Source organism: uncultured Enorma sp., from assembly GCA_905210055.1.
Lineage (GTDB): Bacteria > Actinomycetota > Coriobacteriia > Coriobacteriales > Coriobacteriaceae > Enorma.
Genome location: CAJLVH010000105.1, coordinates 1 through 7176, shown reverse-complemented (window position 1 = coordinate 7176; position 7176 = coordinate 1). Strand labels below are relative to the sequence as shown.

At 64.2% G+C, this 7176-nt stretch carries 7 protein-coding genes and 1 tRNA gene; all 8 read left to right on the top strand.

Going from position 1 to position 7176, the window contains the following annotated elements:
* Nucleotides 1-597 (top strand): 23S rRNA (guanosine(2251)-2'-O)-methyltransferase RlmB (rlmB, locus tag QZ079_RS07075; protein WP_297036943.1); only part of this gene is annotated, 597 nt, incomplete at its 5' end.
* Between the two features lie 121 nt (nucleotides 598-718).
* Nucleotides 719-1417, top strand: coding sequence for an NYN domain-containing protein (locus QZ079_RS07070; protein ID WP_297036940.1), 699 nt, complete (start codon nucleotides 719-721; stop codon nucleotides 1415-1417).
* Between the two features lie 69 nt (nucleotides 1418-1486).
* A tRNA-Thr gene (locus QZ079_RS07065) sits at nucleotides 1487-1561 on the top strand.
* A gap of 228 nt (nucleotides 1562-1789) precedes the next feature.
* Complete coding sequence (locus tag QZ079_RS07060; RefSeq protein WP_297036939.1) at nucleotides 1790-2779, top strand: D-isomer specific 2-hydroxyacid dehydrogenase family protein; 990 nt, start codon at nucleotides 1790-1792, stop codon at nucleotides 2777-2779.
* 699 nt (nucleotides 2780-3478) lie between these two features.
* Nucleotides 3479-4627, top strand: a complete 1149-nt coding sequence (locus QZ079_RS07055; protein ID WP_297036938.1) for a hypothetical protein — start codon at nucleotides 3479-3481, stop codon at nucleotides 4625-4627.
* Between the two features lie 102 nt (nucleotides 4628-4729).
* On the top strand, nucleotides 4730-5035 hold the full coding sequence (locus QZ079_RS07050) for a hypothetical protein (protein ID WP_297036935.1): 306 nt from the start codon (nucleotides 4730-4732) through the stop codon (nucleotides 5033-5035).
* A gap of 1 nt (nucleotide 5036) precedes the next feature.
* Complete coding sequence (locus QZ079_RS07045; RefSeq protein WP_297036933.1) at nucleotides 5037-5960, top strand: hypothetical protein; 924 nt, start codon at nucleotides 5037-5039, stop codon at nucleotides 5958-5960.
* 51 nt (nucleotides 5961-6011) lie between these two features.
* A partial coding sequence (locus tag QZ079_RS07040) for a VirD4-like conjugal transfer protein, CD1115 family (protein ID WP_297036929.1) occupies nucleotides 6012-7176 on the top strand: 1165 nt, incomplete at its 3' end.

Sequence of the window (7176 nt, the reverse complement as noted above, 5' to 3'; positions counted from 1 at the left end):
GCTGCGGGCATTCCCGTGCGGCGCGTGTCGCGCGCGGAGCTCGATGCGCTTTCTGCTCACGGCGCGCATCAGGGCATCGCGCTCGAGGTGGGGGAGTTCCCCTATGCGAGCCTCCAGGATGTTGTCGCGCGCGCAGGCGACGGCGCGGCCCTCGTGGTGGTGCTCGACCACGTGACCGACGCGGGCAACTTTGGGGCCATCGTCCGCTCGGCGGAGGTCGTGGGTGCCGCGGGCGTCGTCATCGCGAGCAAGCGCGCGGCCGAGGTCACCGTCACTACGTACAAGACGAGCGCCGGCGCGGTCATGCACCTGCCCATCGCGCGCGTGCCGAATATCGCTCGTGCGCTCGAGGACTTGAAGGCTGCCGGGTTCTGGGCGGTCGGGGCGTCTGAGCATGCCGAGGGCGTGTGCTGGGAGACGCCGCTTGCTGGGCGCATCGCGCTCGTTATGGGCTCCGAGGGCGATGGCATCAGCCGGCTCGTGCTCGAGACCTGCGACGACCTCACCAAGCTTCCGCAGCGCGGGCAAACGGAAAGCCTGAATGTGGCGCAGGCAGCGACGGCGCTCTGCTACGAATGGCTGCGACAGAACCAGTAAGTCGGTATGTAAAATTACCCCAGGGGTTATTTTACATGTGCGAAAGGATGCGCTTTTTCGCGTGATTTGTCGCATGCAACATAACCCTTGGGTTATTTTTACTTTGGCGTGAAGGGACGAGATGAGCAAGAAGAGTCGGAAGAAGGCGAAAGCCAAGCGCTTCGGCGAGGGTTCGGCACGCGCGGCGGTGAACGCGGCGACGTACGGCGCGGGCAACGCCTTTGCCTCCGCGTTCGCACCGGCAAGCGTTGTCGATCCGGCGCGCGGGACGAACGCGCGCGGCCAGCGCGAGCTGCTCGTCGTCGACGGATACAATGTCATCCACGCCGCACCGCGCTATGAGCACCTCATCTTCGACCACTCAGACGATCCGTATTCGAGCGATGTCTACGACCGTGCCCGCACGGCGCTCATCGCAGATGTTGCTGCATTCGCGCAGCGTCGCTACGAGCCGGTGATCGTGTTCGACGGCGCGGGCAACGTCTCGGCCGATCGTCCCAACTTGCCGCAGGCGGGCGTGCGCATCGAGTTCTCGCCCCCGGGTGTCTCGGCGGACACGGTGGTGCAGCGCCTGTGCACCGAGGCGCGCGAGGCCGGGCGCGCCTGCTCCGTGGTGACGAGCGACGGCACCATCCAGGCGACGGTCATGGGCAAGGGCGTCACCCGCATCTCGGCGCGCATGTTCGTGGAAGAGATGCGCCTCTTCGATGCCGACGTCAAAGAGGCCGAGGAGGCGCCGCAGGTCAAGCTGACCCTCGGCAGCAGACTTTCGCCGGATACGCTGGCCAAGCTCGAGGCGCTGCGCAACCGCATGAGGTGAATTTTCCTCAGAGGAATCATTGGCTGCTTGCGCGGCTGCAGCGCTTTCAGTATCCTGAACAAGCTAGACGCCAGCGTGGCTCAACGGTAGAGCAGCTGATTTGTAATCAGCGGGTTGCGGGTTCGATTCCTGTCGCTGGCTCCAGTGTTCGCAGCAAGCTCGGTGCCTTTTTTCGGTGGGTACCGGGCTTTTTGCTGTCGCGTGACAGTGGTGCCAGGGGAAACTGTCACACTTGCGTGACAGCCGTGCCAGGGGAAACTGTCACGCGTGACAGTGGTGCCAGGGGAAAGTGTCACACTTGCGCGGCAGTTGCGCCTGGGCGAAGTGATAATCTATGTTTGGACTCAGATTATCACTGCGAGAGGAATGGCCATGAAGCTTTTCGCGTTCGCACTCCGTCCGTTTGACGAGCTGAGATACCTTGAGGCGCTTAGCCAGGAACTTGGGTTCGAGTTCGGTTGGACGGCCGACTATCCCACGCTCGAGAACGCAGAGCTCGCGCGCGGCGCGGAGGCGCTTTCCATCATCACGAACCCCATGACGCCCGAGCTCCTCGACCGCTACCACGAGCTGGGTGTCCGTGCAATCGCGACGCGCTCCATCGGCTACGACCATATCGACGTCGAATACGCACGCGCCCTCGGCATGCGCCTCGCCCACGCGGCCTACCCGCCGGAGGGCGTGGCGGACTACACCATCATGCTCATGCTCATGGCGCTCCGTCGGGCGAAGTTCGTGTTCCGGCAGGCCGCGGCGCAGGATTTCGGCCTCGAGGGCAAGATCGGGCGTTCGCTTGCGTCGTGTACCGTGGGCGTGGTGGGCACCGGTGCCATCGGCTCATGCGTGATCCGCGAGCTTACGGGTTTTGGCTGCCGAATCCTCGCATGCGACCCGTATCCGCGCGACGACGTGCGTAATCTTGCCGAATATGTCGAGCTTGAGGAACTTCTCGCAAGTGCGGACATCGTGACGCTCCATGCGCCCGGTCTGCCCGAGAACAGGCATATGATCGGTGCTGCGGAGCTTGCCGGCATGAAGACGGGTGCCATCCTGGTGAACGCCGCCCGCGGCATGCTCGTCGACACGGCAGCGCTCGTGGACGCGATCGAGTCCGGGCATTTGGGCGGCGCGGCGCTCGACACCATCGAGCATGAATCGAACCTCTACTACCGCGATGCGAGCCGCGAGGTGCTGCCCAATCGTGACCGCGCAGTGCTCATGGCGCTGCCGAACGTGATCGTCTCGCCACATATGGCGTTCTATACGGCGGAAGATGTCGAGCACATGGTGCGCAGCACGACCGAGGCACTGCTCGCGTTCAGCCGCGGCGAGGACACGCCCTATGAGGTGCGCAAGGGATAAAAGCCAGGTGCGGGGCGACAGCCGGGGAATCTCACGCGCGGAAAAATATTTTAGAAGTTCTCGAGCACCTTCACGCGCGGTGGGTGTATAGTACGCGTACACACTTTTTCTTCCGTATTTGCTCCGGGTGAAAGGTAGAGCCTGTTCCGGAGCGCCGAGCACATCAGATGCGAGTTGTAGCGAGTAAGAGGTAACGGCAAGCATGAGGAACACTGTCTAACAACTTTATAGCGCGTAGTGCATGTGGTTCAGCAGACCCTTGGCGGAGCTGTCTCTATTCGAGGCGTTGCGTCCCGGGGTACTGACCCCCCCATCCCGTTTCGGCGTGGTTGTTCCTGCGTCGAGCGGAATCGATGGGGCCTGGAACCTTGATAACTGCATACACGCCGTCCTCCCTTCGGCGGCGTGCGCCCGGCGCAGCCCCGTCCCGTGGCGAGCGCGCCCCGAGCGCGCGATGACCTGCGGAAGCGAGCCTGCCGGGGCGATGACCTTGCGGGGAGGGCGGTGTGGCAACACGTCCGGTGGCAGCAGCCACAAGGAACGAGAGCGGCGGCAGACGGAGCCGCGCCGGCGCACATGCGTCGGCCACCGGACGAGTATGGCCGGCTGGACACCCCTGCATCGCAGGCGGTGCCGGCCGGTGCGCAGGACAGCGACCGCACGCAACGACAACACAGGCTATCAAGCAAGGGAGGTCACATGGACGAAGAACTTCCGACATTCGAAGATCTGCTGGAAGAGCTGGAGACGGATCTTGCCGAAATGTCGGCCGAAAACCCCGCCCTGCAAGCAGAGTTGAAGCGCATGGCACAGGAAGACAGGGCTCGCGAGGAAGAGCTCAACCGGCTCCGCCGCCCCTACCATGATTGCATCCTCGGCGCGTTCGCGACGTTCGCCCGGATACCGCTCGCACACCTGGTAGGGGGATTCGGGCGCACGGCGGAGGCGACTCGTGCGTGCATCGATGGCTACCTGGGGAGGTTCGTGCCGGATCTCTGGGATTATCGGGGCAAGACGCTCGGCACCGCAGCCCATCTCATCACAGGAGACTATTTCGACCTCGAGGAATACCAGCCCAAGCTCATGGATGCCAAAGGCGACGACGGGTCGAACGTCGTGCCCTGGGAGCAGCCCTATGAGCCGCCTGCCGAGGACCTCAATCCCGACGAGGACGCCACCGGCGCCGCGCCCGATGCGTCCGAGCGCGCAGGCAAGATCAAGGAGGGCCTCGCCTGCATCATGCCTTGCCTGACCGAGCTCGTCGTCACAGCGATCGACGTGCTCGAGCGGCACGGCGTCGACGCGCATCGCGCCGACGCATACGAAGAGGCGCCGAGCTTCGGTGAGGGATACTACGCACAGCCCCTGTTCGCCGGCATGCTCAAGCTGCCAGATGACGCACGGGAAGACGCCACCGATCGCTTCGAGCTCATGGGCATGACGGAGGACGAGGCGCGCGCGACGGTTTCCGTCTTGCTCGAGATCCCGTTTTGCGAGCTTGAAGCCGCCGTCTGGTTCTTCTACGACGATGAGGAGCTCTTCGGCATCTCGAAAACGGTCTCCATGATCGATCTCACCGGGGGCGACGGAAACGAGCCCGAGAAGCGCGAGATGCCGCGTCAGGAGCGCCTGGCCTATTTCAAGACCATCGCCTGCGACACCATCTGTCCCATCAAGACGGCGCACGTGAGCGCAGACGACGGCCAGCCCATCGCGGCTGTCGTGCGCGATATGGCCGCCGGGGCGCGCACCGACGATGAATATGGCGCGCTGCTTGCCATCGGGGCGTACAACAAGCTGCTCTGTCCGCTCGCCATCATGGCCGACTACCGACTTCCCCGCTGCTAGAAAGCACTGCAGAGCAATCTGCGGGACGCAGTGCGCATACGGCGCCCCACCCTCGAGCACATCACGATGGAAATGACACGTATCAGATAGGAGAGGAACCACATGGCACACCCTACCGCTACCGCGCAGCACACTTTTTTCGATTCGAACCCAGAATACGCGACGCTCATCTACGCAGCGCAGGACGCGCGGGCGGCGCTCGGTATGGCGCTTTCCGGCGAACTCGACGCGCTGCTCGCGCATGAGGGAGGCGTCGAGTACGAGCGGTACGGCCGCCCGAGCGATGAGGAGATGCTCGCAACCTATCTTTCCTCCCTGCAGCGCGTCTGGGCGTATGAGGAGGAGCACCGCGAAGAGGTGCGCCGCTGCCAGGATCTATTCGGTTCCGAGACGTGCGTGGAGGCGTAGCATGAACACGCGAGCTACCGTACTTGCCGGCCGCATCGATGCGGCGCTTGACAGCATGGTTCCGCCCGAACTGATCGCTGCCAGCCTCTCCGTCCTTGCGCGTGCCCCCTGGGAGCGCTACTGCGGAGACGCGAAGGCGCGCCGCATGTGCCACCGCATCGCTACGTCGGGGATGACCGGGTTGTACCTCGAGAGCTATGGCGCGGAGCTGCCCGAATGGACAGGCGATGTCGGCGGCATCGCGCGCCTCGCGATGATCCTCGACGCCACCGCCCGCAACGCGCAGGATCACAACGCCCTCGTCGCCCTCACCGCGAGTCGGGAGGCGCTCGTAGACGGCCTGCTCGACCCGATCCGCAAGTACACGATGTGGAACAGCAAAGCCCGTGAGCAGAAAGAGACCGGCCAAGCGTCTGACGATACGGGCAGGGAGACATCTCGTTCGCAGCGCCGGCGCTCGCCCCGATACGATTTCGCTCACATGGCACGGAAGTACTGTGGCAACGACCTCAATGCTGCCGAAGCGCGTGCGCTGTTCTATGCCTTCTGCTTTTCCACGGCGGGCGACATCCTCGAAGCCGTCAGGTCGTCGCCTGAACTCTCCAAGGGCCCGGCAGCGCCGGACTTCAAGCAGTATTCCGCACGGGCGACCGGGGCGCTCGGGGAATCGCGCGACTGCTCTGCCGAGGTCATGTGCGAGCACTTCGCGAAGAAGCGAGCGTGTATCGATGAGGCCTGCGAGGACGAGGACTATCCCTGGTGGGATGAGGATCCGGAGAGTCCCGAGGAACGCTTGCAGCGCTTGGCCCTGCCCCTGTTCTTCGAACCCCTGGCGCTTGCGAGGTGCTATGGAACCGGGGCAGCGTGTGCTCGCACACAGGCACGCCGCAATCCCACGCTCTCTGCCCGCCTCGCTGCCGCCTGATGCAAGGGCGCGCCAGACCAAAACCAATACGTTTCAGAAGGGATGCTGCTCATGTCCACGGACTTGCCGAACGTCATCGACCGCACCGCTTACCAGAGCCAGACCATCGTCGGCCGCAACCGCACCATCGAGACCGACTCCTTCCAGACGGGCATCAACAACAACATGCTCGTCATCGGCCCATCAGGCGCGGGCAAGACGCGCCACGTGCTCAAGCCCAACCTGCTTCAGATGGGCTCGAGCTTCATCGTGCTCGACACCAAGGGCACGCTCTGCCGCGAGATGGGCACGATGCTCGCTGGTGCAGGCTATACGGTCGAGTGCCTCGACTTCGCGAACATCTGCGAAGAGCCGCGACCGCTTCCCGCCGGAGCCGCGCACGTGGGCTACAACCCGCTCTCGTTCATCCGTCGAGACTCCCACGGCCGCCCCAACCAGCAGGACATCCTCTCCATCGCTGTCGCACTCTGCCCTGTCGAGAACGGGAAGGAGCCGTTCTGGGACCGCGCCGCGGCAAACCTCCTTGCCGCGCTCATCGCATACGTGATGGAAGAGCTGCCGCGCGAGGAGCAGACGTTCGCTGCGCTGGTCGAGCTTGCCGAGCACCTGAATGACGGTGCGACATTCCGCTTGCTCGATGACCTCGAGGTGAGCGACCCCGATAGCCTCGCATCCTCGATGTACCTGCGCTACGCCTCCACGCGCGATGCCGAGAAGATGAACGCGAGCATCATCGGCATCATTGCCGAGAAGCTCATGTGCCTGGGGTTCGACGGGGCGCTCAGACTCTACACCGTCTCCCGCCAGGTCGATTTCGCCCGCTTCGGCCACGAGCGCCGCGCGCTCTTCGTGACCATGAGCGACATCGACCGCGCGCTCGATCCACTCACGAGCCTCTTCGTCGACCAGGCCTTCAAGGCGCTCCTGCGCGAAGCGGACCGTTGCCCGGGCGGCCGCATGCCCGTTCCCGTACGGCTCTTCCTCGACGACTTCGCGAACCTCTACATCAACAACATCGACGACCTGCTCGCCGTCGCACGCAGTCGAGAGATCTGGGTCACGCTGCTGCTGCAGTCTGTGAATCAGCTCGAGGCACGCTACGGCCGGTCGCGCGCCATGTCCATCATGGGCAACTGCGACGTGCAGCTCGCGTTGGGCTTCCAGGACCTCGACACGGCGCGCTGCTTCTCCGAGCGTGCGGATCGGATGCCGAAGA